This is a genomic window from Streptomyces wedmorensis, assembly GCF_000716445.1.
GTDB classification, from domain to species: domain Bacteria; phylum Actinomycetota; class Actinomycetes; order Streptomycetales; family Streptomycetaceae; genus Streptomyces; species Streptomyces wedmorensis.
The window spans coordinates 286607-310246 of record NZ_JNWK01000001.1; the positions used below are offsets into that span (position 1 = coordinate 286607).

A 23640-nucleotide genomic window follows, 5' to 3' on the forward strand; every position below is an offset into this window, starting at 1 on the left:
CGGCGCCGCGGTGTCAGACCCCCTTGCGGAGGGCGCGGGTGATCTCCAGGCCCTCGGCGGCGGTGAGCCGCTCCTCGCAGGGGATGCCGAGGGCGGTGGCGAGGTCGCGGCCGTGGAGGTCGACGGCGGATTCGACGAGCTCGGCGAACTCGTGGACGGCCAGGCGCCCTTGGCGCCAGGCCGACGCCCAGACGACGGCGACGACGAGGGCGGCCGGCCACCACCACAGGGCCGGCAGGACGTACAGCGCGCCCCAGCCCGCGCGGCGGGCGGCGGCGGTGAGGGCGGCCCGTGCCGTCCGTATCTCACTGTGGGTGGTGTCGGGGAGGAGCAGCCACAGCCGGGGCCAGGCCGGGGTGAGGTCGAGCCGGTAGGCGTGGTGGACGCGGGCATCGACGGAGACCAGCCGGTCGCCCATCCACGTGGGCCGGGCCGGGCGCGTGAGCGCGATGAGATTGCGTCGCGCGTTCAGAACGACCGTGTCGTCGTCGCTGCCTTCGTGATCGTGGTCGGTGCCCCGGAGGGCGTTCGACAGGAGCGCGTCCGGTGCGTCAGGCGTCGGGGGCTCCGCCGTGGCCGCCGCGACGCGCAGCGCCCTCGCGGTCAGGGCGCGGCGGTACCGGGCGTCGGCGGTGGTCCAGCGGCGGGCGCGGCGCCGGGTGAGGGCCCGGTCGGCGGGGCGTAGGGGGGCGGGCCAGTCTCCGAGCCAGAGGCGCTCGACGCCGCCGCCGAGCGCGGCGGCCAGGCGGCTGACGCCGGCGGAGGAGACCAGGACGAGCACCGCGATCAGGACCACCGAGCCGGGGGAGTGGGCCGTCGGGCCCGCGGCGAAGCGGTCGATGCGCTCGACGAGGAGGGCGTGGTCAGTGGCGTTCCGGTGGCCGAGGACGGAGCCCGCGGTCGCCACGGCGAGGTAGAGCAGGCCGGGGAGGACGAGCAACGAGAGCCAGGCGTCGGCGAGTCTGCCGCCGAGCGTGGTGAGGAACGCGCTCATGGCTCACAGCCTCACCAGGCGGAGTGGCGCGGCGAACAGTTCGCAGCTCCCGTCGCCTTCGAGTACCACCCGGTCGCACCGGCCGGCCGGGCACACCAGCGCCTCCTCGACGGGATGTCCGCCGCCGAGGTGGGGGAGTACGGCGCCGCCGGGGGAGCGGTGCTCCCCGAGCCCACGGGCGACGCCCCAGGAGCGCAGCGACTCGTCGACCGCCGAGACGAGCGCACCGGCGTCGGCGTTCTCCCGGAACGCCGTGATCGCGGCGTCGAGTTCGGCCGTCCGTCCCCGGTGTTCCGCGACGCCGCGGATCGCGGTGAGCTGCTCGCACAGTCGCGCGAGCCGTATGGATTCGTCGCCAGCCATCCCGCCGCCCCCTCGATCGATGCCGACCCGGTGAGTACGGTAACTCCTGTGACACCTGCGAGGCGGGACGACTTGGTGCGGGCGCTCGGTGCCCGGGTGCTGATGTACCGGTCCTCGATGGACGCGAAAGCAGTGACGGATCCTCAGGCGCTCTTGTGCGTGCGGGAGTTGATGACGATCGTCGTCGATCCCTCGACCGACCCGGAGGCCGTGCGGACCATCGCCGACCTGCATCTCTGCCGGAGCCTGGTGCTGGGCCCGGAGCTGGGGCGCGAGGACGCGGCCGTCGCGGCGGCCCTGGATCGGTTCGTGGGCCAGGCCCCTGCGGGCGACGACGCGGAGACGGAGACCGTGGAGGCGGACCGGCGCATCACCGCCGCCTACTGTGAGGCCTGCGAGAGCGCTGCCGCGGCACAACACGACCCGGACCCGGCCCTGTTGGAGCGGGCGCTTCGAGCGACCGAGGCGGCGGTCGACGTCGTCCCCGCCCGGTTGCGGCCGCTGAGGGCGACCGTTCTCGTCCTGCGGGGGATGGCGCTGCGGCAGCGGTACGAGCGGGGCGGCGACGCGCGGGACCTCGGCGACGCCATCACCGCCCTGCGCGAGGCCGAGGCGGCGGCGGGCGACGGCCATCCGGACCGCACCCGCATCCTGTCGACCCTGGGTGCCGCCCTGCGCGAGCGCCATGACCACGGGGGCGGCCTCGACGACGTCCTGGAAGCCGTACGGGTGGCCCGCGCGGCCGTCACGGCCGGCGACGCGGCGGACCGCGGGGGCAGGCTGCACAACCTGGGGCTCGCCCTGCGGCGGCGCCACGAGAACACCGGCGACGCGACCGACCTCGACGAGGCCGTCGCCGTACACCGCGAGGCCGTCGCGCTCACCCCCTCGGGCCACCGGGACCACGGCCTGCTCCAGCAGGGGTTGGCCGACGCGCTGCGCGTCCGGCACGAACGCCGCGGCCACGCCACGGACTTCGAGGCGCGCCTCGCGGCCCTGGAGGCGGCCGCCGCGGCCGGCCGCGGCGACACCGGAGGAGAGCAGCCGCACGGTCCGACGCGGTCGGCCGCCCTGCTCGCCCTGGCCACCGCCCTCGCCGAACGGCACCAGGCGACGGGCCGCGACGCGGACGCGGAGCGTGCCGAGAGCCTGCTGCGCGCGGCGTCCGCCGCGCTGCCGCCCCGGCACCCGCGGCACGCCCTGATCCACTACGAACTGGGCCTGCTCCTCGGCCGGCGCGACCGGACCGGCTCCGCGGCCGCCCTGCGCGCCGCCGCCTTCCACGAGGCCGCCACACCCCGGCTGCGCCTGCGCGCCGCCCACGCCTGGGCGCGCGGGGCGATGGAGGCGGGCCGTCCGGACGAGGCCATGACCGCGTACGGGCAGGCCGTCGCACAGCTGCCCGCCCTCGTCCCGCGCCATCTGGCCCCCGCCGACGCGGAGCGGGCGCTCGCCGACACCCGGGGCCTGGCCAGTGACGCCGCGGCCTGCGCCCTCGCCGTCGGGGACGCCTCGGGCGCGCTCGCCCTGCTGGAGCTGGGGCGGGGCATCCTGCTCGGCCAGGGGATGAAGGACCATGACCAGCTGGCCGAACTCCGCTCGCACGCGCCGGAGTCCGCCGCCCGCCTGGAGTGGCTGCGCGGACGCCTCGACGCGGGGGACGAGGAGGCGTCGTCGGACCGGCGGCACGCGTTGGCGGCCGAATGGGACGGCCTCCTGGCGGGGATCCGCGCCCGGGAGGGCTTCGAGGACTTCATGCGCCCCCGGCGGTCCGCCCACCCCCTGCCGCCGGGCATCGAAGGCCCCGTCGTCCTGGTCAACGTCAGTCGTCACCGCTGCGACGCGCTGGTGATCACCGCCGAGGGGCTGGAAGCCGTGGCGCTGCCCGGTCTGACCCTGCCCGAGGTGCTCGAACGGACCGTGTCCTTCCTCGGCGCCCTCGACCGGCTCCGGGAGGCCGGTGCCACCGACTTCCTGTCCGGTCCGTCCGCCGAGGCGGAGCTCCACGGCCACCTCGGCTGGCTCTGGGACCGGGTCACCGGCCCCGTGCTCGACTCGCTGGGCCTCGGCGTCCCGTCCGGAGGCCGGCCGCCCCGGATCTGGTGGATACCCACCGGACCGCTGGTCTTCCTCCCGCTGCACGCCGCCGGACACCACGAAGGGCGCGGCGACCTCGACGGGGCGGAGACGTACTACCGCAAGGCCATCGACGCGGGCGACGCCGGCGGCATGAACAACCTGGGGAACCTGCTGCGCCAGCGCGGAGACATGGCCGGCGCCGCGGAGTGGTGGCGCCGGGCGGCCGACGCGGGCGTCGTCGACGCCCTCGTCAGTTCCGGTGCGGTCCTCGCGGAGCGCGGCGACTGGGCGGCCGCCGAGAAACTCTGGCGCCGCGCCGCGGAGCAGGGGCACGCCGCCGGGAAGCTCAACCTCGCGACGGCACTGATGCGCAGGGGCGAAGGCGCCGAGGCCGAACGCTGGCTGCGGACCGTCGACGCCCCGGCCGGCCCCCCGGAGCCCGCCGCCCCCGAGCCGGACGGGCCCGACCTGGCGGCGGTGGCCGACTGGCTCAGCGGCCCCGCCCGCGCGGGCGACGACGACGCCCGCGCCGCCCTCGACCTGCTCGACGGCAAGGGGCCCGAGGCGGGCTAGGTCGTCTCTTCCGAATCTTGCCGGGCGGCGAGGGCCGGGCAAGATCCGGAAGAGACGGCCTTGCGGGGTGTCGTGCCGACCGGATCGCATCGACGGGACACCCCGGGCCGGGCGGGATTCTCCGGACGGGACCTCCGCGCCCGGGTGAGGCCTCGGCCCCGCCGATCCCCCGAACGGCCCGGTGGACTCGCCGGGCCGGGCGAGGTCGCTTCCAATGGGCTGGATCGGTCGGGGCAGGGTCGGGAGGCGGGAATGTCGTGGGCGAGCCGGGTGCGAAGCATCCGGGCGGGGGCGGAGAGCCGCTTCCCCGTGCTCTCGGAACTGACGACGAGGCTGGTCAGCGGCAACCTGCTGGACGCGGCCACCCGGCTGGCCGCCCAGGGATTCCTGGCCGCCGTACCCCTCCTGTTCGCCATGGCGGCGTTCGCTCCGCTCGCGGTGCGGCAGCAACTGGCCGAGTCCCTGCGCGCCATGTTCGGGTTGACCGGGGCGTCCGACAAAGAACTCCAGCAGGTCCTCGCCCCGAGCACCGCCGACGCGCTGAGGGAGACCACCGGCGTCGTAGGCGCCCTCGTGGCCCTGGTGTCGGCCACCAGTTTCAGCCGCGCGATGGCCCGGGTGTGCGAGCGTGCCTGGGGGCTGCCCAAGTCCGGCACGCGGATCGCCGCCTGGCGGTGGACGATCTGGCTCCTCGCCCTGATCGTCGTGGTCCTCCTCCAGGCACCCCTCCGCGATGGCTTCGGCGCCGGGCCCTTGCTGGCCCTTCCCCTGTTCTTCCTGGTCAGTACGGGAGTGTGGCTCTGGACCCAGCACCTCCTGCTGGTCAAACGGGTCGCCTGGCTGCCCCTCCTCCCCGGCGCCGTCCTCGCCGGTGCCGCCACGAGCGCCCTCGGGCTCACGGCACGCCTCTACATGCCGGGCGCCCTCAACCGTGCCCTCGGCGAGTACGGCTCCCTGGGCCTCGTCCTCACCATGCTGTCCTGGCTCATCCTGGTGTGCGCCGCCCTCACCTTCGCCTTCACCATCGGAGCCGTACTCGCCCGCGAACCCCCGCTGAGCCACTACCTCGGGACGCCGCCGAGGCCGTCCGACCCTGACGCCCCGCCGAGGGAGCGATCGGAGCGCTGACGCCCCGGTCCGCTCCTCCGGCGCGTCACCAGGGCACGTCGGCCGCGTCGACGACGCGGCCGCCCATGTTCCGCTCCACCATCCGCAGGGCGGCGTCCGCGAGGTCCTCGTGGATGTGCGCCACGGCGTCGCGGGGGATCGTGACCGCGAAATGACGGATGTGGGCGTCCAGGGCGGAGTACAGCACGCACTGCTCGGTGACCTGGCCGGTGAGGACGAGGGTGTCGACGCCGAGGGTGCGCAGGAGGTAGGCCAGCGGCGTCTCGTAGAAGACGGAGTGACGGGCCTTGACGACGAACAGCGACTCGTCGTCGGGCCGGATCGGTTCGACGAGTTCGGGGTGGTGACCGGCCAGGGCCATCTCGAGGATCTGGCCGTGGTGGGAGCGCCAGCGCCCGAAGTTGTCGTTCGCGTAGACCACCGGGATCCCCGCCGCTCTGGCGCGCTCCAGGAGGTCGACGATCCCGGGGACGGCCCGTTCCACCGACGGCACGAGCCGCTCCGCGTCACGGTGTCGATAGGTGTTGATCATGTCGATGACGACGAGTGCGTACTTCGCCAAGATCGTCTCCCCATGTTCCGAAGCGCCGTGGCGAATCACACCTTATGTCTGGATATGGTCACGCTACCGGCAGCCGCCCGTCAACGGGCGAACCACCAGACGCCTCGTACCCGCCGGGTTTCTCCGGCGGGTACGAGGCGGCCTGCGGCGAGGGAAGAGACGGGGAGCAAAGGTGCAGGTGGCGATCGGTCTCCCCGATCGATCCTCCGCCGCGGACGATTCGGTCGGTCGGTCCTCGCCGCGGACGATCTGCGGTTCGGGGGTCTTCTTCTCCGCCGTACGGGCCGGCGCTCCGGTCGGCGTCCGGTCGGCGGAAGGCGGGCCTGCAGGTCGCCGACGGTCGTCCCGCGGCCGGCCCTCAGGGCCGGAAGAGGACCTTCACCGCGCCGTCCCGCTTGGTCTGAAACATGTCGTAGGCGTCCGGTGCCGCGGAGAGCGGGAGGCGGTGCGTGGCGAACCCGTCGACGCCCAGGGGGTCTTCGTCCGTGAGGAGGGGCATCAGGTCGCCGACCCAGCGCAGGACGTTCGCCTGGCCCATGTGGAGCCGTAGCTGCTTGTCGAACATGACGAGGAGCGGCATCGGGTCGGCGGCGCCGCCGTACACGCCCGAAAGCGACACCGTGCCGCCGCGGCGCACGAGCTCGACGGCCAGGTACAGCGCGGACAGCCGGTCCACGCCGAAGCGGCGCATCAGACGCCGGGCGAGCGCGTCGGGCAGATGGGCGACGACCGAGTGGAGGCCCCGGGCGACCGGCGCCCCGTGCGCCTCCATGCCGACCGCGTCGATCACCGCGTCGGGACCCCGCCCGCCCGTCAGGTCGCGCACCCGGTCGACCACCTCGCCGCCGTCGGCGGCCGGATCCAGCGTCCGTACGCCGCGCGCCGACGCCCGGTCGCGTCGCTCGCCCACCGGATCGACGCCGATCACGAGGCCGGCCCCCCGCAGAAGGGCGATCCGGCAGGCCATGTCCCCGATAGGACCCAGGCCGAGCACCGCCACCGAACCGTCGGGCGGCACGTCCGCGTACTCGACGGCCTGCCACGCCGTCGGCAGGACGTCCGACAGGTACACGAAACGGTCGTCCGGCGGTCCTTCGGGCAGCGGGACGGGCAGGGTGTTCCCGAACGGCACGCGCAGGTACTCGGCCTGCGCGCCCGGCACCTGTCCGTACAGCTTGGTGTACCCGAAGAGCGCCGCCCCCGTCCCGTACGCGTGCACCTGCGTCGTCTCGCACTGCGAGTGCAGCCCCCGCGCGCACATCGCGCACGTGCCGCACGAGAGGTTGAACGGGACGACGACGCGGTCGCCGGGCTTGAGCCGCCGCACGTCGGGGCCCACCTCCTCGACCACGCCCATCGGCTCGTGCCCGAGTACGTCCCCCGGGTCGAGGAACGGCCCGAGCACCTCGTAGAGATGGAGGTCGGAGCCGCACAGCCCGGTCGACGTGATCCGCACGATCACGTCGGTGGGTTCCCGGATCTCGGGATCCGGCACCGTCTCCCACGAGACCTTCCGCCGGCCCTGCCACGTCACGGCCTTCATCACCGCCACCTTCCCGTCCGATGTCCGGCGCGCCGATCGCGCATGGGTGCCGTACGACCGGGCAGCCGCCCGGTGCCGCTGCCCGGACGCTTCCCCTCCCTGCCGGGCAGCGGCGCCGACACGGGCGCCGGATCGGCTGGGATTCCCCGCCGGCCCGATGGATGCCGTGACGGCCACGACCTCTCCTGCCACGGCGTCTGACCCCTATCGGGGCGGTCCATGCGCCGGGCCGCGTGCTTTCAGGGGAGGTGGAGGTCGAGGACGCAGATGTCGTCCCGGTTCCCCGGCCCGATCGCGGCGAGCGGGCGGGAGAGCATGGCGTCGCGGTTCCCGCGCAGGAGGCCCAGGGCTCGGGCCGCGAGGCGGTCGAGCCCCACCGACAGGTCCTCGCCGGGCTCCTCCACGAGGCCGTCCGTGTAGAGCAGGAGATGATCGCCGGGCAGCAGCTCGACCTCGGCCTCCTCGTACCGGGCGTCGGGCGCGGCACCGAGGAGGCAGCCCGCGGGCTGGGACAGGAAGCTCGCCTCGCCGTCCCGGACCAGGAGGGGCGGCGGGTGCCCGGCGCGCACCCAGGTCAGCCGGTGGTCCCAGGGCCGGTAGCGCCCCATGACCATGGTCGCGGTGGCGCCCCGCTCGTCGGTCGCGGTGTGCAGGAGGAGGGCGTTGAGCCTGCCGAGGACGTCGGGGAGGGCCGAACCCGTGATGGTCATGCCCTTGGCGGTGAACCGGAGCTGGGCCATCGTGCCGACGGCCGCCAGACCGTGGCCGGCCACGTCTCCGACGACGAACAGGGCGCTGCCGTCCGGCAGCTCGATCGCGGAATACCAGTCGCCTCCGACGTTGAGGCCCCGGTCGGCGGGGACGTAGGCCACGTCGACACACAGCCCGGCGAGTTCGAGCGACTGCTCGGGGATCGGCAGCAGGGTGTCCTGGAGGCGCGCCCCGAGGGCCCGCTCGGCCTTGAGCATGCCGCGCTGGACGAGGTTGTCGCGTTCGCTCTCGCGCAGGGCCAGCTCCGCGTTCCGCTGCGCGCTGAGGTCCTGGAAGACGCCGTGCACCGCGATGGGAGCGCCGTCCGTGTCCCGCTGCGCCTCCGCGACGATGCGAAGGTGCCGTACGTCGTGGGCCGTGGTGATGCGGAAGGGCAGGTCGATCGGCCGGCCTTCGCCGAGCAGCCGCTGCACGGCGGTCGCCAGCCTCGGCAGGTCTTCGGCGACCAGATGGCGGGGCAGCTCCTCCAGGGGCATGGGGCCGAGCGCGGGATCGCGGTCGAACACGACGTACACCTGGTCGGACCAGGTGATGGTGTCGGTGACCAGGTCCCAGGACGCCCAGCCGAGGTTGCCCAGCCGCTGGATGTCGCCGAGCCGCCTGTTCTCGCGCGCGCTGGTGTCGTGGCGGATCCAGGACACCACCAGACGCCCGCCGAGCCGGGAGGCGCGGACCGAGTAGACGGACTCCTCCTGGACGCCGGCGCTCACCTCCACGTAGGTGAAGGGCGCGCCCTCATAGACCGTCCCCGTCGTCAGTGCCTCCAGGTACCCGTCCCACAGGGCGGTGCCCGCGACCGTCGGGTACGTCTCCAGGATCCGCCGCCCCACCAGTTCCTTGCCCTGCCGCCCGGCCACGTCGACGGCCTCGCGTGTCGCCGCCTCGATCAGGTAGTCCTCGACGTCACCGGTATCCGACCGCAGGGGCGTGAGCAGCGCCGCCGCGCCCGACATGGCGTCGAACACCGTCTGCACCGCCCGTACGTCCTCCTCCTGGGGCGCGTGGGCCCCGTGCGGCCGCCGGTCTTCCCGCAGGGGCCCGCCGCACAGCCGGACGGCGCGCCGCAGCAGCGTCCGGGTCCGCGGGTCGAAGGGGCCCGGGACGGTCCGGAGGAAACCGACGACCGTGGTCTTCGGCGCGGTGCCGGGCACGGGGATCCAGGCCCGCGAGGGCCACCGCCCGGGCGGGTCCCCGATCAGCAGATGGTAGGCGGCGTCCCGCTCCGGTTCTTCGAGCCACACAGCTTCCTGGAGGTCCGCGGCCTCCAGGGGGGCGACACCCGCGAGGGGAGGGACGTGGCTCCACTGCTCGGCGAGCGCGTCGTCGATGCCGGCCCTGCCGACCAGCTCCAGGCTGCGGCCCTCGGTCACCGTGTAGATCATCACGGCGTCGACGCCTTCCGCCTCGCTCAGCGTCGACCGGAGCAGCTCCGCCACGTCGTCCGGGGGCCGCGCGTGAGCCAACCCGTGGGCCAGACGTGCCAGCGGCGCCGTCCGGTCCCCGTCCGGCGGGGGGTCGCCGACGAGGTAGCGGCCGGCGTCGAAGGGCGAGGGGCTCTCCTCCGGGGGACCGGCGGGCGCCGCCGCCACGGGCGCCGGGCCGGGAGTGGCCGATCCGACCCGGCCCAGGGTGATCCAGCACTCCTCCAGGAGCGTCCGCCTGCGCTGCTCGGCGCGATCCGCCAGCAGCTGATAGGCGGCGTCCGCGGACACGCCCGCCTGTGCCATGACGACGCCCTTGGCCCGTTCGAGGACGGCCGTCATCGACGCGCCGCTCTCCAGGTCGACGACCTCGGCACGCAGCCTGGCCACGACCTTGGCCAACGCCAGGACCTCGGAAGCCGTGCCCTCACCCGCTTCGGGCGTCACGGAATCGCCCTCCATACGTCCGAGCATGCCACTCAGGGCCGGGCGCGCATCCCGCGCCGCTCCGCGCGCCGGTCAGCGGCGGACCTTGAGGCTCCACTTCTCGGAGGTGCGGATCGCGACCAGACCGGCCGGGACCGGGTGGACACCGGGCTCCCCGCACAACTGCCGCTCGGGTCGCAGGTGCGCGTCCATGGTGGCCATGACGATGGTGTCCGACTCGCTCCCGCGGTCCACCCTTACCTTCACCTTGGCGGAGGCGGGCATCGCCACGACCTCCCAGCCGTGGCCCGAGAGCTTCCCGTCCAGCGTGCGGGCGGCGCCCACGGGCAGTACCTCCAGCTTCCACGCGGCCGCGTGGTCCAGCTTCACGAACACGTGGCACCAGCCTTCGGGCCCCACGGCCAGGGGGCCCGTCATCGGTATGCGGCTGCCGATCTGCCCGACCCGGTGGCCGGTGCCGTCCGGCTGGACGGTGTGCACGTAGCCGGTGACGTCCTCGGGGCCGTCGCAAGCGGCCCGGAGCAGGGCGGGCGGCCCCGCGTAGCGCAGCACGAACGGGCCACGGCCCTCGGCACGTCCGCCCAAGACGTCCACCGTGTCGACCGGCCGGATCCGAAGCCGCCAGTCGCCGGAGGCCTCGATCCTCAGACGTGCTTCCGGCTCGCCCTCGGAGAACACCGGGAACCGCCCCCGGGCGTCCCTCGTGGACGAGAACACGCACAGCTGATCCACCGTGCCCGTTTCGTCGAGCCGCCAGATGTAGAGCCAACTGTGCGGCCTGGGCCCCCGGAGCCGCTCGAACTCGACCACCGCAGGCCGGCCGGGCTCCGGATTCGGAACCGTCAACTCCTGCTTTCCGTGGCCCTCGTAGAGGCCGGCGGCCGGCCCGATCCGACTCGCCTCGCCCGCCGGCACGGCCTCCGCGGCCTGCTTCGGGACGGCCTTGCTCATGGTCAGGACCGCGGCCGCGGCCGGAACCGCGAGCGCGGCCGGGGACGACCCCGGCCGCGGTGCGGCCTCCTTGTGGACCTCGGTCATCGCGGGGCCGGGCAGCGGCGCAGCCGGCAGGCACCCCGTGGGTACGCCGTAGTCGGCGGCCAGCGCGGCCGGTCCGGCGGTGTAGCCCTGGCCCACGGCGCGGAAGCGCCAGGCGCCGTCGCGGCGGTAGAGCTCGCCGAGGACCAGCGCGGTCTCCCCGCCGGCGTCCACGGGCTCGTACCGCGCCACCGCCCGACCCTCGCCACCGGCCACCTCCACGACCGCGCCGAACGTGCCGCCCGGGGCGAAGACGGCGATCAGCACCCGCTGTACGGCGGGTTCGACCGCCCGCTCGTCCACCTGGAGCCGGTGGACGAGGCGTCCGCCCTCCTGCGCACCGCCCAGGTGCCGCACGGCGCCGGAAGCGTGCGGGGGAGTGTCCGCCCGGATCACGTCGGCCGCACCGCGTGCCCGGCCCGCCGCGTCGAGGAGCACCGCCGCGACCGACATCAGGGGGCTGCCCGGCCGCCTCTCACGGGCAACGGAGATGTGGAACGGACCTTTGGGCAGCGGGGCGTTGGCTCCCTTGATCATGAGCGTCATGCCGACATCCTGACACCGCGGAACCGCTCGGTGAGGTGTCCGCGTGCGGCGGGTGGGGTCATCCGTCGCCGGAGGCGGTGGGGCCGGGCGGGTCGGCGAGGAGCGCGAGGAGGCCGGCGATCTGATGGTCCCCCTCGGCGGGGTGGCGGAAGCGGGAGCCCTGGACGATGCCGTAGCGGTTGCGCCGTCCGTCGTCGGCGCGGCTGCGCACGAGGTAGCCGGCCTCTTCGAGGTCCGTGACGATCGCCTGCACGGTCCGCTCGGTCACGCCGCAGGTCGACGCGATGTCGCGGAGCCGTATGCCGGGGTCGCGGGAGATGGCCAGCAGGACGCGAGCGTGGCTGGTGAGGAACGTCCACTCCGAGTGGGGATCCCGGGTTTCACCCATGGAACCATCGTGCGCCCGTACGAGGATTCCGGCAATCACCCGAAACGATTTTCTGGAGAATATTGACGCGTAATTCCCGAGAGTGGACAATTCAGACGTAGTGTCGCCTCGGACGAGGAGGGGTCATGACTGCCTTCCCCGAAGCCCCGCGCGCCGTTTCCCCATCGGTCAGGGCGGACGACGCGGGTATCTCCGTGTCCGTGCGGCGGTCGAACGCCGACAGGACCGTCGTCGGCATCGGCGGAGAGCTCGACATCGCCGCGGTCATGGAACTCAGGACCGCACTGGCCGAGGAGATGGCGGCGTGCGAAGCCGGCCGCGGGCTGGCGCTGGACCTGTCGGAGGTCACCTTCTGTGACTCCACCGGCCTGAACACTCTTCTTCGCGCGCGCCAGCGGGCCCTCAAGGAGCACCGCTCGCTGACCATCACGGCCGCCAGTCCCCAGGTGATCCGCCTCCTGGAGATCACCGGTGCGGACCGCCTCTTCGTCGAAGGAGCGGGACCGATCCCGCAGGGCACGGGATGACGACGCCGTCGTCGGCCTCGGCAGCGACCCCGAGGCCGACGACGGGTTCACCCCAGGGGGGTCACCACGCGACCGTGCGGCCGCCGAAGGCCGTGACGAGACGTCCGTCCGCGGCGAAGGACCAGCTCAGGGCTCCGGAGTACGAGGAGCAGCGGGAGCCGTTCGTGCCGGACCAGAACTGGTTCGAGCCGTCGACGTCGCCGACGAGGCGGTCGTTCGTACCGCTGGAGGTGCCGCGGCACGAGGTGTTGCCCCGGAAGACCGAAGTGCCCGCGTCGAAGGAGAAGTTGCGCTGGGCGTTGTCGACGCTGATGTTGTTCGAGACCGCCATGGCGCCCGGGTTGCTGTTGTACGTGAAGCCGTGCTTGCCGTTGTGGAAGGCGATCGTGCGCCGGACCACGTGGCCGACCGGGATGTCCTCGCCGCCGAGCTTGAAGCCGTTGCGGTCGCCGGCGCCGGCCTGGGAGCCGTCGCTGAGGGTGCCGTTGTCGTAGGCGAGGGAGTCCTCGATGGTCACGACGCCGATGGGGCCGGTGTCGGGCTTGGTGTAGAGGTCCCAGCCGTCGTCGATGTTGTGATGGGACACGGCGTACCGGAAGACGTTCCCGGAGCCCACGGTGAGCTTCGCGGCGAACCCGTCGGCGTCCTCGCCGTCGGAGTCGGCGTTGTCGTGCGACTCCGCGCTCAGCACCAGGTTGTTCGACGGCCACTGCTCACGCGGCGTGGTGGAGGCGATGCGGCCGAGCTGGAGGCCGGTGTCGCGGTTGAAACGGGTGACCGTGCGCTCGATGACGTTGTTGCTGCCGCCGACGTAGATGCCGTTGTCGCCGGCCCGCTCGACGACGAGGCCGTTCACGTGCCAGTACGAACCGTTCAGGGCGAGGCCGCGGTTGGCCGGGTCCTCCGTCATGGCGGAGAAGTTCAGCACCGGCGTCTCGCCGGGGTAGGCGGAGAGCTTCTTCAGGGAGCCGGAGGTCCCGTTGTTGCCGGCCGGGACGGTGACCGTCGTGGAGTGACGGTAGGTGCCGCCGCGGAGGTGGATCGTCCCGCCCGCGGCGACGCGGCTGATCGCCGAGGTCAGCGTCGTCGGGTCGGACAGCGTCCCGGCCGCGCCGTCCGTGCCGTCGGGGGCGACGTACAGCGCGCTGCCCGTCGGCGGCGGCGCGTCGGTCGTCGTGACGTTCAGGGAGTCTATGTTGGGCAGCCCGGCGGCGGTGGTGGGCGTGAGCCGGATGGTGTTGGCCCCCGCGTTCAGGGACACGGTGAGGGTCTTCGTGGTCCAGGTGGACCAGGCACCCGTGGCCTCGAACGTCGGCGTCTGCACGGTGGACCCGTTGACGGCGAGGCCGGCCGGCCTCGCCGTGGCCGTCCCGTTGGCGAACCGTACGGCGAGCGTGGCCGTCCCGGAGGCGGAGGCGTTCACGGTGAACTGCGCGTAGGCGCCGGTGGCGTTCGTGCCGTTGCAGAACCCGCTGCCGGAGTATCCGGACCAGTCCGCGTCGATGGTGCCGGTGCAGACGGCGGGGGAGGCCTCGGCCTCGTACAACGTCGACGCGGCGTGCGCCGTGTTCACGGACAGCGCGACGAGCGTGCCTGCCAGCAGGCTCACGCAGGCGGTGACGGATCGCAGATGCATCTGGGGTCTCCAGGAGGGGATGGACGGCGTTCCGGACTGGACGGGAAAGCGCTTTCTCCGGAAGCTAGAGGTGTTGTCGTAGACGCGTCAATGGTCATGTGGGCGCCTGTTGTTCACATGGGTGAACATTTACGGGATGCCTCGGCCCCTCTTCGCTCCGTCTGCCGCATCGGGGTCGCCGGGGTTCCCCGACCCTGGCGAGCCCTCGCGGCGGCGCTCGTGAAGACCCGCTCGGTAAGTGTGGAGAAGTCCGGGGCGCCCGGTGAGCTTTCGGTCGGCGAATCCCCGCCAGGTGTGGCGCCGTAAACGGTTCCTCCCCCTCCGGGTCGCCAATAGATGCCCTTTGACCTGCGAAAACGTGGCGACGGAAGGGGTGGGAGGAGGCATTCCTCGAATTCGGGAAGCCGGGGTATGGTCGGCCCCGCTCACCCGGTCGGTACGCGTCGAACGCCGTGGGCGGCACGGGGAATCCGGGCACCTGCGGACCCCGTGCGCCAAGACCGACCGAAGACGTTCGAGGCGAGGCAGACCGATGGAAGCTCCGACCCCCCAGTCGGCCGCCGGCCACGGCCCCGGTTCCGGCGGTCAGCATGGTGGCTGGTTCGGGCGAGGTCACCAGGCGCCGGCCGAACACCGCCGGGCGGCACCGCCGGAAGCCCCGGCTCCCGCGCAACACCGCCGGGCGGCACCGCCGGAAGCCCCGGCTCCCGCGCAAGACCGCCGGGCGGTACCGCCGAAGGCCCCGTCCGCTGCGGAGCAACACCACACGGCACCGCCGGAAGCCCCGGCTGCTGCGGGGCAACACCACACGGCACCGCCGGAGGCTCCCTCCGACGCCGTGCTGTTGCGCCGGACGATGGCCGAGATCGAGCCGATCGCCGACCGCGTCACCTCGTACTTCTACGCCCTGCTCTTCCTCCGCCACCCCGGGCTGAGGGACCTCTTTCCCGCGGCGATGGACACCCAACGCGACCGCTTGTTCAACGCGTTGCTCACCGCCGCGACCCACGCGGACGACACCGCCACGCTGACCACGTACCTGACCCACCTGGGTCGAGGGCACCGGAAGTACGGCACCCTCCCGGAGCACTATCCGGCCGTCGGCGAGGCCCTGCTCGGCGCCCTCGCCCGCCACGCGCCGCAGAACTGGGGGCCGCGGACCGAGGCCGCCTGGGTGGGCGCGTACACCACGATCTCCCAGATCATGATCGACGCGGCGGCCGCGGACGAGCTCCGCGCCCCCGCCTGGTGGCAGGCGGAGGTGGTCGCCCACGACCTGCGCACCCGGGACATCGCGGTCGTCACGGTCCGGCCCGACGGCCCCTATCCCTTCCGCGCCGGGCAGTACACGACCCTGGAGACCCCCTGGTGGCCGCGGGTCTGGCGGCACTACTCCTTCGCCTCCGCGCCCCGTTCCGACGGACTGCTGTCCTTCCACGTCAAGGCCGTGCCGGCCGGCTGGGTCTCCACGGCGCTCGTCCACCGCGCCCGCCCCGGCGACGTCATCCGGCTCGGTCCTCCCGCCGGTTCCATGACCGTGGACCACACCACCGGCAACGGGTTGCTGTGCCTCGGCGGCGGCACCGGCATCGCGCCCATCAAGGCCCTGGTGGAGGACGTGGCCCGGCACGGGCGACGCCGGTCCGTCGACGTCTTCTACGGCGCGCGCGGCAACCACGGCCTGTACGACATCGACACGATGCTCCGGCTCCAGCAGACGCACCCCTGGCTCTCGGTCCGTCCCGTCGTGGACGACGACTCCGGCGGCCCGCTGTCCGGCGGACTGCCCGAGGCCGTGCGGGAGGCCGGCCCGTGGCACACCCACGACGCGTACCTGTCGGGACCGCCCGGAATGATCCGCCGCGGCGTCGACACCCTGGTGGGGATCGGCGTTCCCTCCCACCGCATACGGCACGACTCCATCGAGGAACTGGTCGGTGCAACGAGTTGAACACCTACCCACCGGCCGGGCAGCGGCCGACCGAACCGCCGCGTGTCCGCCCCGGCAGTGACGGCGAACACCAGGTCCAGCGGCGCATGGGCACGACCGAGCGCGCGGACCGCTTCTACGGCGAGCAGGTCCTCGACCGGCTGAACGACCGCATGCGCGCGTTCGTGGCCCGGCAGGAGATGTTCTTCCTCGCGACCGCCGACCGGCACGGCGCGTGCGACAACACCTTCCGAGCCGGCCCGCCCGGCTTCCTCCACGTCCTGGACGCCACCACGCTCGCCTACCCCGAGTACCGGGGCAACGGCGTCCACGCCAGCCTGGGCAACATCGAGGAGAACCCCCAAGTCGGCCTGCTCATGGTCGACTTCCTCCGGGACCGCGTCGGACTCCACGTCAACGGCAGGGCCGCCGTCGTCGCCGACGCCGAGATCCGCCGCGCCCACCCCCGGCTCCCGGCCGACCAGGTGCCCGGCAGGAAGGCCCTGGTGTGGGTGGTGACCAGCGTCGAAGAGGCGTACATCCACTGCGCCAAGCACATCCCCCACCTTCAGAAGGCCCCCGCCCGCGGCACCGGCCGCCCCTGGGGAACCGACGACGCCAAGCGCAAAGGCGGCGACTTCTTCGGAGCCGCCGCCGAAGCACCCCAGCGCGGCGCCTACCTGCCCCCGCCCCGCCCCGACGCCACCCCATGGCGACCCGATGCCACCCCATGGCGGGCCGAGGCCGAGCAGGCACTGGCGAGGGCCGCGCGGTACGCCCGTGCCGGATCCGGCACCGTCGCCGGGGCGGAGGCAGGGGCGGCAGGTGCGGAGGCGTTCAGCGGCTGGTTCACCAGAAGCGCCCCCGCCTGACCGCCGGGCCGGGGCCACCCTCCCGCCTCGGCCGTCAGCCTCCCTCGCTCGCCTTCCTCACCTCCCCGTCTCCCCGGCCCCGCTCACGTGGCCGCCCTCGCTCCTGAGCCGGTCGACGGTGACCGCCGGGTCGGCGACCGTACGGGAGGCAGAGGTCGCGGGCGGGCGGGCCGTACAGGGGCTCGATCGCGTCGAGGTCGGCGACGAGGAACACGGCGAAGCCGGCACCCTCGAAGACGGCCCGGTTGTGCGCGGCGTGGACCCCCGTGTCGAGCGTCGCCCCCTCGGCGAGGGTGACCAGCGCGTGTTCCCGAGGGTCGAGGTAGTACGTGCCGGCCGTGAGACCGGATACCGCGCCCTCCTCCACGTACAGGTACGTCTGCACCGGGTGGAGGCCGCCGCCCGACGGGTAGCGGCACTTGGCGAGCCCGTCGACGTCCTCCTGGCGCAGTGCGTCCAGGCAGTCGGCGAGTTCCGCGAGGGCGATCGGACCGGCGAGGAACGACCGGGCGCCGCGTCGCCGCGAAGGCTCGCCCGATCCCCTCGGCAGGACGACCCGTACCGCCCCGGCCGGCCCCGTACCGCACCTGCCCGAACCGCGTCGTACGCTGAATCCCGCACAGGACGGACGGGAGGCAGAGGTGGCCGGGACGGCGTTGGCCGAGGTGATGGCCGAGCTGGCCGCGCTCGAGGACCCGAAGGCGCGCGCCGTGAACGAGCGGCACGGCGACGACCACGGTGTGAACCTCGGCAGGCTCCGCGCGCTCGCGAAGCGGCTGAAGACGCAGCAGGACCTCGCCTGCGAACTGTGGGACACGGACGACACGGCGGCGCGCCTGCTCGCCCTCCTCGTCTGCCGGCCGAAGGCCTTCGAGCGCGACCGGCTCGACGCCATGGTGCGCGAGGCACGCACCCCCAAGGTCCACGACTGGCTCGTGAACTACGTGGTGAAGAAGAACCCGCACGCCGAGGAACTCCGCGTCGCCTGGTCCGCCGACCCCGACCCCGTGGTCGCGAGCGCAGGCTGGGCACTCACCACCGAACGCGTGGCCAGGAAGCCCGAGGGCCTCGACCTCCCGGGGCTGCTCGACGTCATCGAGGCGGACATGAAGGAGGCCCCGGACCGCCTCCAGTGGGCGATGAACCACTGCCTGGCCCGGATCGGCATCGACCACCCCGAACACCGCACGCGCGCGATCGCCATCGGCGAGCGCCTGGAGGTGCTCAAGGACTACCCGACCTCGCCGGGCTGCACCTCCCCGTTCGCGCCCGTGTGGATCACGGAGATGGTCCGCCGGCAGCGGTGAATATTCCGTACCGCGCCGGTCGGCGGACGTGCAGACTCGCCCCATGGGAGACATGACGGCGTTCCACGACGAGATCAGCGGCTGGGCGGCAGGCGGTTCCGGTGACACCGCGAGGGACCTGGCCGCGAGCCTGGAACTGCGCACCGCCGTGCTCCTGGAGGGCCCGAGCGACCTCGCGGCCGTGGAGACGCTCGCCGCCCGGCGGGGCCGGGACCTCGCCGCCGAGGGCGTGTGCGTCGTCTCGATGGGCGGGGCGATGAACGTCGCCCGGTACGCCTCGCTGCTCGGCCCGCCCGGACTCGGCCTCCGCCTGACCGGACTCTGCGACGCCCGCGAGCAGCCCTACTACGACCGCGGCCTGCGACGCGCCGGCGCGTCCCCCGAGGACGTCTTCGTCTGCACGGCGGACCTGGAGGACGAACTCATCCGCACCCTCGGCCCGCCCGCCGTCGAGGAGATCATCCGCGTCGAGGGGGACCTCCGCCCCTGGCAGACCTTCCTCCACCAGCCCGCCCAGTACGGCCGCCCCCGCCACCAGCAGCTGCGCCGCTTCCTCGGCACCAAGAAGGGCCGCAAGATCCGCTACGGCACCCTCCTGGTGGAGGCCCTCGACCCGACCCGCCCCCCGGCCCCCCTCGACGACCTCCTGGGCAGCCTCTGAGCCCCGCGGACGTCGCCGGCCACCCCGCCGGACTGGATTCGCTCACGCGTTCGGTTCATGGGTCACGCTCGACCCGTGACCGCAGCACGACACGACCTGCCGGGACTCCAGGGATCCCTGTTCGACCAGGGCGAAGACATCCGCTTCGGTCCACTGGACGGGATCCGGCGGACCGGGCTGGACGGTGGCGTGTGGATCGACCACCTTTCCGGGTGGCTGCACGGCGCCGACGCGCTGTTCGAGGAGCCGGGGGAGCGGCCGGGGAGGTCGCCGAGGTGGTGGTCTCCAGGTGGGTGACCAGGGTGTTCAGGTCGGTGACCTCGCCGCCTTCGCGGGCGGTGATGTCGCCGAAGACGGTGAAGCCGTTGCCGCCGTTGGCGAGGAACTCGTCCGGGGCCACCTTGTGGGTGGTGTCGGGGGACAGCGGCCGGCCGTCGATCCGTACCGTGTCCGCGAGGAGGCGGTCGGCGCCGGTGCGGCTCATGTCGACGGAGTGGGCGAGTTGCTCGGAGAGCCGGAGGAAGCGCGGGCTGTCCGCGTTCGCGCCGGTGAACTGCTGCCGCAGCGCGGTCAGGAGCTGGGGCCCGGTGACCGGCAGGACCCACAGCGGGCTCTCGAAGGGCTGGACCCGGTACGCGTCGGCGTAGGTGACGGCGCCTCCGTCGTGGAACACGAGGTCGGCCCGCATGCTGCCGGGGTTCATGAGGGCCAGGTCGGCGCCCTGGGGGACGAGGCGGCGATGCCCGGCCGGGTCGTTCACCGTGCACTCGTAGGAGAAGTGGGAGTGGCCGCTGACGATCAGGTCGACCGCGGGCACCGCCCGCTCGGCGATCTCCTTGATCCGCCCGCCGAGCTTGGCGCCGGGGCTGCCGTCGTCACAGCCCGCCCCGGCCTGGCCCTTGACCGACTCGCCCTCGTGGATGAGCACGACCTGCGCACGCACGCCCTGCCGGGTCAGCTCCCGCGAGTAGCGTTCGGTGACCGGCAGTTCGTCGTGGAACTCGACGTCCCGGGTCCGTCAGCAGGTGGTCCCGGCGGGGACCGTCCTGAGATCGATGAGGTAGTCGTCCACGTGCCGCGTGACGCAGGAGTTGCTGCGGCCGTACGCGGTGTGTCCGAATCCTTCGTAGGTCAGGAGCGCCCCGCCCGGGAACTGCGAGGCCAGGCTCGCCGCCTCCTCGTACGGAGTGGCCGCGTCGCCGGTGGTGCCGACCACCAGGACCGGGGGGACGCCCGGGGCGCTGACGCGGTGCGGCTTGCGGGTCGTCGTGGGCCAGTCCTTGCAGGTGAGGGCCGCGGTCACGGTCGAGGTGCCGTAGCGGCCCGCGGCCTCGTCGGCGCGGGCGAGGGCCTTCCAGTACGCCTCGACGTCGCGCGGGTGCGGGACGTCGAAGCAGTTGACGGCCTGGAGTGCCGCGTCGCTGTTGTCGGCAGGGGTCTCGGTGCCGGGCCCGTCGGTGTCACCCGGGCCGTCCGGGGTGGCACCGGATTCCGCGTCCTCGTCGGTCGCCGGCGCCGGGTCCTCGGCCCCCGCCAGCCGGGCCAGCTTCGTGCCGTCGCCGCGGCCCGCGTCGGCCAGGGCCTCCGAGAGGGACTTCCACTGGGCTTCGGGGGTGTACATGGACAGGACGAGCGCGTCGAGCAGGGTGCTCGCGTCGGCGCCGTACGCGTCGCCGTCGACGGGCAGCGGATCGCGCGCGGTCTTCCGGAACAGGCCCTCGATGAGCGTGCGTATCTCCTCGGGGGTGCTGCCGGGGCAGCTGTCCCCGGCCACCTCCGCGCACGAGGCGATGTAGTCGTCGACGGCCCGCCGGAACCCCAGGCCCTGGCTCACGGCCCGCTGGGACCAGTCGAGGGCGGGGTCGACGGCTCCGTCGAGGACCATGGCACGGACCCGGCGCGGGAACTGCTCGGCGTACGCGGTGCCCAGACTCGTTCCGTACGACCAGCCGAGATAGGTGAGCCGGGACTCCCCGAGGGCCGCCCGCAGCACGTCCATGTCCCGGGCGACGTCCTCCGTGCCGACGTGCCGCAGGATGCCCGTGCTCGCCTTCGCGCAGGCGTCGGCCTCCCGCTTCGCTTCCGCGAGCACGTCGGCGCGCTCCGTCTCGCTCCTCGGGAAGAACGGATCCGCCGCGGCCGCGCCGGTCTCCTCCGGGGCCGATTCCTCCGGGGCGGTCTTCTCCGGGGTCGTCCCGTCCGACGTCGGGCCGGTCGCCGCGTCCGTGGGTTCCTCGTTCTTCCCGCAGGTCAGGGCGGGTGAGCTGCCGCCGACACCGCGCGGGTCGAAGGAGACGACGTCGAAGCGGGCGCGGACCTTCGGAGTGAACGACTCGGCCATGCCCTCTTCCAGGAGGGACTGCACGCCGGATCCGCCGGGCCCGCCGGGGTTCGCGATGACCGCACCGATCCGTTCGGCGGTCCCGGTCGTGGCGGCTCGCGCGACGGGCAGGACGAACGTCCTGCCGTTCGCCGGGTGCGCGTAGTCCATCGGGACGGTGAGGTCGGCGCACTGGAGGGCCCCGCAGGCCGTCCACTTCAGTTTCTGCCCGTAGAAGGCCTTCAGATCGGCCCGGGTGGCGGGATCGACGGGGCCGGCCGGCCCCTGCGACCGGGCCGGAGCGGGGGCCGGGGCCGTGGTGCAGGCGGCCAGGGCGGTGGCGCCGACGACGGCGAGGGCTACGGCGAGGGCGGGGCGGCGGACAGCGCGGATCACAGCGGGGCTCCCATGTTCGGTTCACGGGGGAGCTTGCCGGGCCGATGCTGAGGATTTGATGAGGAGCGGACGCGTCAGGGCGCGGCGGGCAGGCGCAGGACGAAGCGGGCGCCGCCGAGGTCACCGCGGTCGGCGGTGAGCGTGCCGCCGTGCGCGTGCGCCACCCAGGACGCGATGGAGAGCCCGAGGCCGGTGGAGCCCGCCCCGCTGCGGAACCGCTCGAAGAGCGCGCCCGCTACCTCCGGCGGCAGTCCCGGTCCGGCGTCCTCGACCGTCACGGACCCGTCCCGGCCGACGCCGATCCGCACCTCGGCGGGCACCCCGGGGAGGTGCCCGTGGACGAGGGCGTTGCCGAGCAGGTTGGCCACGGCCCTGCGGACGAGATCGGGGTCGGCGTCCACGACGCTCTCCTCCGCCGTGACCGTCACCCGGTGACCCTCGACCGGGGCCTCCGCGACCACCGCCTCCACCAGCTGGTCGAGCCGCAGCGGCTCCCGGGCGAGCGTGGCCGTGCCGGACATGAGCCGGGCCCTGGTCAGCAGCCCGTCGACCAGACGACCCATGCCCTCGGCCAGTCGCAGCGTCCGTTTCAGTACGTCGGTGCTGTCCGTCTCGCCCCGCAGCGCGGTCTCGGCCAGGGTGCGCAGCGACGCGGCCGGGGTCCGGAGGTCGTGGGCGGCGTCGGCGAGGAACGCCTCCTGCTGGCCGAGCACGGAGAGCGCCGGCCGGACGGCCCGCCCGGACAGCAGATGGCCCACGGCCGCGGAGACGGCCACGAGCAGCGCGCAGCCGGCCGTCACCAGCCAGAGCAGCCGGCGGTGATCGGCCGCCTGGTCGGACGTCGCCGTCATCGTCACCACGGCGCCCTGCGGCGGATCACCCTCACCCGCGTCCGGGGCGAAGAAGGGCATCGCGAACAGCCGGACCGGTTCGCCGTCCGTCGCCCGCCGGTCGAAGGCCGCCGCGTCCCCGGCGCGTACGGCCGCGGCCGCCACCGCCCGTACGTCCGCGGCCGGAACGGACAGACAGGGCCGGGCCGGAGCGTGCTCCACGACCAGACGGGGATCCCCGGTCCCGGCCGCCGAAGGCGCCACGGACAGCACCGAGAGCGGCGGACAGCCGGTGCCCATCGTCTCGACCAGCGCGTTCGTGTCGAGCCGGCCGTCCTCCTCGGTCTCCAGGAGGCCGATCGCCCAACTGGTGTCGCCGTCCATCGTCCGGTCCAGCTGGTCGCGCCAGCGCGCGTCGTCGCTGCGTACGGCGAAGGCGGCCATGGCCACGAGCCCCACGGCACTGGTCAGCGCGAACAGCGCGGTGGTCCGCCGCCGCAGCCGCCGCACCCGCTCCGTCGGGGTGAGCGCCCGCGACCCGCGCTCACCGGTGGGACGCCTCACACCTCGCCGTCGGCCGCGAGGCGGTAGCCGACGCCGCGCACCGTGTGGACGATGGGCGGGTCACCCAGTTTGCGACGGAGCTGGGAGACGAGGACGTCCAGGACGTTGGACTGCGGCTCGGCCATCTCGTCCCAGCAGCTCTCCAGCAGCTCCGCCCGGGACACCGCCTGGTCGGCACGCGTGGCCAGCGCTTCGAGTACGGCGAACTCCCGGCCCGTCAGCGTCAGCAGCACGCCCGCCCGGTGCACGCGCCGGCGCGCGGTGTCGATCTCCAGGTCGCCCACCCGGTGGACGGGCGGGCGGACGACGGCCGAACGCCGACACAGACTGCGCACCCGGGCGACCAGTTCCGGCACGGCGAACGGCTTGACCAGGTAGTCGTCACCACCGCTCGCGAAGCCCTCGACGCGGTCGGCGACCGAGTCACGAGCGGTGAGGAACAGCACCGGCACCGCCCGGCCGCTCCGGCGCAGCCCCTCCACGTACGCGGCGGCGTCCCCCGACGGAAGCATCCGGTCGAAGACGGCGCAGTCGTACGCCGTGACGAACAGCGCCTCGTCGGCCCGGGGCAGATCCGCGGCCTCGTCGACGGCCAGACCGGCGGCCCGCAACGCCGCCGCCACCCCGAACCGCAGGTTCTCGTCGTCCTCGACCAGTAGTACTCGCACGCCGCACACCCTACGGGGTGTCCGGAAAGTACCGGCCGGCCGCCGGGACGGCCGTCCGCCGCCCGGCGGCCGGGAGCCG

20 protein-coding genes are annotated in these 23640 nt (G+C 73.8%); 7 read left to right on the top strand and 13 right to left on the bottom strand.

The genetic code is table 11. From position 1 onward, the window contains the following. Positions 1 to 13 precede the first annotated feature (13 nt). On the bottom strand, positions 14 to 994 hold the full coding sequence (locus OO54_RS01145) for a hypothetical protein (RefSeq protein ID WP_033200958.1): 981 nt from the start codon (positions 992 to 994) through the stop codon (positions 14 to 16). A 3-nt stretch (positions 995 to 997) separates the two neighbouring features. Next, a complete protein-coding gene (locus tag OO54_RS01150) occupies positions 998 to 1357 on the bottom strand; it encodes a hypothetical protein (RefSeq protein WP_033200959.1) in 360 nt (119 codons plus the stop codon). 48 nt (positions 1358 to 1405) lie between these two features. Between OO54_RS01150 and OO54_RS44830 the strand changes: the two genes are divergently transcribed. After that, entirely contained in the window at positions 1406 to 4009 is a 2604-nt protein-coding gene (locus OO54_RS44830; RefSeq protein WP_157856423.1) for a tetratricopeptide repeat protein, read from the top strand. Positions 4010 to 4261: 252 nt separating this feature from the next. After that, complete coding sequence (locus tag OO54_RS01160; protein ID WP_051786630.1) at positions 4262 to 5137, top strand: YhjD/YihY/BrkB family envelope integrity protein; 876 nt, start codon at positions 4262 to 4264, stop codon at positions 5135 to 5137. Positions 5138 to 5162: 25 nt separating this feature from the next. Here OO54_RS01160 and OO54_RS01165 read toward each other — a convergent pair whose 3' ends face one another. The 5 genes from OO54_RS01165 to OO54_RS01185 all read right to left on the bottom strand — a co-directional run bounded on the left by OO54_RS01165 (position 5163) and on the right by OO54_RS01185 (position 11850). Further along, on the bottom strand, positions 5163 to 5699 hold the full coding sequence (locus OO54_RS01165) for a cysteine hydrolase family protein (RefSeq protein WP_033200960.1): 537 nt from the start codon (positions 5697 to 5699) through the stop codon (positions 5163 to 5165). Between the two features lie 358 nt (positions 5700 to 6057). Next, entirely contained in the window at positions 6058 to 7242 is a 1185-nt protein-coding gene (locus tag OO54_RS01170; protein WP_033200961.1) for an alcohol dehydrogenase catalytic domain-containing protein, read from the bottom strand. Positions 7243 to 7481: 239 nt separating this feature from the next. Then, a complete protein-coding gene (locus OO54_RS01175) occupies positions 7482 to 9896 on the bottom strand; it encodes a SpoIIE family protein phosphatase (RefSeq protein WP_051786631.1) in 2415 nt (804 codons plus the stop codon). Positions 9897 to 9953: 57 nt separating this feature from the next. Beyond that, positions 9954 to 11462, bottom strand: coding sequence for a TerD family protein (locus tag OO54_RS42210; protein ID WP_051786632.1), 1509 nt, complete (start codon positions 11460 to 11462; stop codon positions 9954 to 9956). A gap of 58 nt (positions 11463 to 11520) precedes the next feature. Beyond that, positions 11521 to 11850, bottom strand: a complete 330-nt coding sequence (locus OO54_RS01185) for a MarR family transcriptional regulator (protein WP_033200963.1) — start codon at positions 11848 to 11850, stop codon at positions 11521 to 11523. A gap of 125 nt (positions 11851 to 11975) precedes the next feature. Here OO54_RS01185 and OO54_RS43155 point away from each other — a divergent pair, with 125 nt between their 5' ends. After that, positions 11976 to 12377, top strand: a complete 402-nt coding sequence (locus OO54_RS43155; protein ID WP_051786633.1) for an STAS domain-containing protein — start codon at positions 11976 to 11978, stop codon at positions 12375 to 12377. 61 nt (positions 12378 to 12438) lie between these two features. Here OO54_RS43155 and OO54_RS01195 read toward each other — a convergent pair whose 3' ends face one another. After that, on the bottom strand, positions 12439 to 14013 hold the full coding sequence (locus OO54_RS01195) for a carbohydrate-binding protein (RefSeq protein ID WP_033200964.1): 1575 nt from the start codon (positions 14011 to 14013) through the stop codon (positions 12439 to 12441). Positions 14014 to 14869: 856 nt separating this feature from the next. On the opposite strand from OO54_RS01195, the gene OO54_RS01200 reads away from it, so the two are divergent. Together OO54_RS01200 and OO54_RS01205 are read left to right on the top strand one after the other, a co-directional pair. After that, the gene (locus tag OO54_RS01200) at positions 14870 to 15964 is read left to right on the top strand and encodes a globin domain-containing protein (protein ID WP_033200965.1); all 1095 of its coding nucleotides are present in this window, start codon (positions 14870 to 14872) and stop codon (positions 15962 to 15964) included. An 86-nt stretch (positions 15965 to 16050) separates the two neighbouring features. After that, positions 16051 to 16815, top strand: coding sequence for a pyridoxamine 5'-phosphate oxidase family protein (locus tag OO54_RS01205; RefSeq protein WP_234439191.1), 765 nt, complete (start codon positions 16051 to 16053; stop codon positions 16813 to 16815). Positions 16816 to 16849: 34 nt separating this feature from the next. Here the strand turns inward: OO54_RS01205 and OO54_RS47040 are convergent, their stop codons facing one another. Beyond that, entirely contained in the window at positions 16850 to 17569 is a 720-nt protein-coding gene (locus tag OO54_RS47040; RefSeq protein WP_245236714.1) for a SagB/ThcOx family dehydrogenase, read from the bottom strand. Here OO54_RS47040 and OO54_RS01215 point away from each other — a divergent pair. Continuing rightward, on the top strand, positions 17484 to 18122 hold the full coding sequence (locus tag OO54_RS01215; protein ID WP_051786642.1) for a DNA alkylation repair protein: 639 nt from the start codon (positions 17484 to 17486) through the stop codon (positions 18120 to 18122). The genes OO54_RS47040 and OO54_RS01215 overlap by 86 nt on opposite strands. Positions 18123 to 18165: 43 nt before the next feature. Then, on the top strand, positions 18166 to 18783 hold the full coding sequence (locus OO54_RS01220) for a TOPRIM nucleotidyl transferase/hydrolase domain-containing protein (RefSeq protein ID WP_033201026.1): 618 nt from the start codon (positions 18166 to 18168) through the stop codon (positions 18781 to 18783). Between the two features lie 55 nt (positions 18784 to 18838). On the opposite strand, the gene OO54_RS46680 is transcribed toward OO54_RS01220, so the two are convergent. The 4 genes from OO54_RS46680 to OO54_RS01240 form a co-directional block, all read right to left on the bottom strand. After that, entirely contained in the window at positions 18839 to 19726 is an 888-nt protein-coding gene (locus OO54_RS46680; RefSeq protein WP_033200969.1) for a bifunctional metallophosphatase/5'-nucleotidase, read from the bottom strand. A 75-nt stretch (positions 19727 to 19801) separates the two neighbouring features. Then, on the bottom strand, positions 19802 to 21499 hold the full coding sequence (locus OO54_RS01230) for an alpha/beta hydrolase (protein WP_033200970.1): 1698 nt from the start codon (positions 21497 to 21499) through the stop codon (positions 19802 to 19804). A gap of 74 nt (positions 21500 to 21573) precedes the next feature. Further along, a complete protein-coding gene (locus OO54_RS01235; RefSeq protein WP_033200971.1) occupies positions 21574 to 22893 on the bottom strand; it encodes a sensor histidine kinase in 1320 nt (439 codons plus the stop codon). After that, a complete protein-coding gene (locus tag OO54_RS01240) occupies positions 22890 to 23561 on the bottom strand; it encodes a response regulator transcription factor (RefSeq protein ID WP_033201027.1) in 672 nt (223 codons plus the stop codon). Before OO54_RS01240 ends, OO54_RS01235 begins: the two co-directional genes overlap by 4 nt. Positions 23562 to 23640: the final 79 nt, after the last annotated feature.